This window comes from Mesorhizobium sp. M0048 (assembly GCF_040323405.1).
GTDB lineage: Bacteria > Pseudomonadota > Alphaproteobacteria > Rhizobiales > Rhizobiaceae > Mesorhizobium.
In genome coordinates, this window is sequence record NZ_JAMYUV010000132.1 from 1 (window position 1) to 774 (window position 774).

The following is a 774-nucleotide window of genomic DNA, read 5'->3' on the forward strand; positions in this document are numbered from 1 at the left end:
AGATTTCGACCGGCAGCGTCGTTTGGCCGGGCGTCGACAGAAAGTAGGATACGACGAACTGGTCGAAGGACACGGCGAAAGCGAACAGCCCTCCGGCAATGACACCCGGCATGATCCAGGGCAGCGTGACGCGGTTCGTCACCTGCCATTGATTGGCGCCGAGCGAGCGCGCCGCCTCTTCCAACTCGGGCGCGAAGGTCTGCAGCCGGGCCGATACGACGACGATGACATAGGGCAGTGCAAGCGCGACGTGGCCGAGCAGGATGGCGAACAGACCGCGCCCGATGCCGACGCCGAAGAAGAAGATCAGCATCGCCGTGCCGGTAATCAGCCACGGAATGGCGATTGGCGGAAACAGCAGCGCCTGCAGGAATTTTTTGCCGCGAAATTCATAGCGGTAGAGCGCCAGTGACGCCGCGGAGCCAAGCACCACGCAAATGATGGTGGTGATGACCGCGATCTCGAGGCTGTTCCAGGTGGCTGAGATGAGCTGGTCGTTCTGCCACAGCGAGGCATACCATTCCGTCGTCCATTCGAACGGCAGCTGATAGAAGGGCGAAACGTTGAAAGACATCAGCGCCATGATGATGATGGGCACATAGAGGAAGGCGAGCAATAGCCAGATGTAGAGGCGGCCGAGCCATTCGAGGACCCGTGTCGTCGCCATCACATAGCCCTCCTCAGCACCGGCGAGGCAACCGCCAGGATGACCAGCACGACGGCCAGCAGGATAAAGGAGAGCGCAGCACCCAGCGGCCAATTGAACACGGCGAC

The 774-nt window shown here is 61.1% G+C and carries 1 protein-coding gene; it reads right to left on the reverse strand.

What is annotated here, in order from left to right:
• Positions 1–667 (reverse strand): ABC transporter permease (locus NKJ84_RS33065; protein WP_352510015.1); only part of this gene is annotated, 667 nt, incomplete at its 3' end.
• Between the last annotated feature and the right edge of the window lie 107 nt (positions 668–774).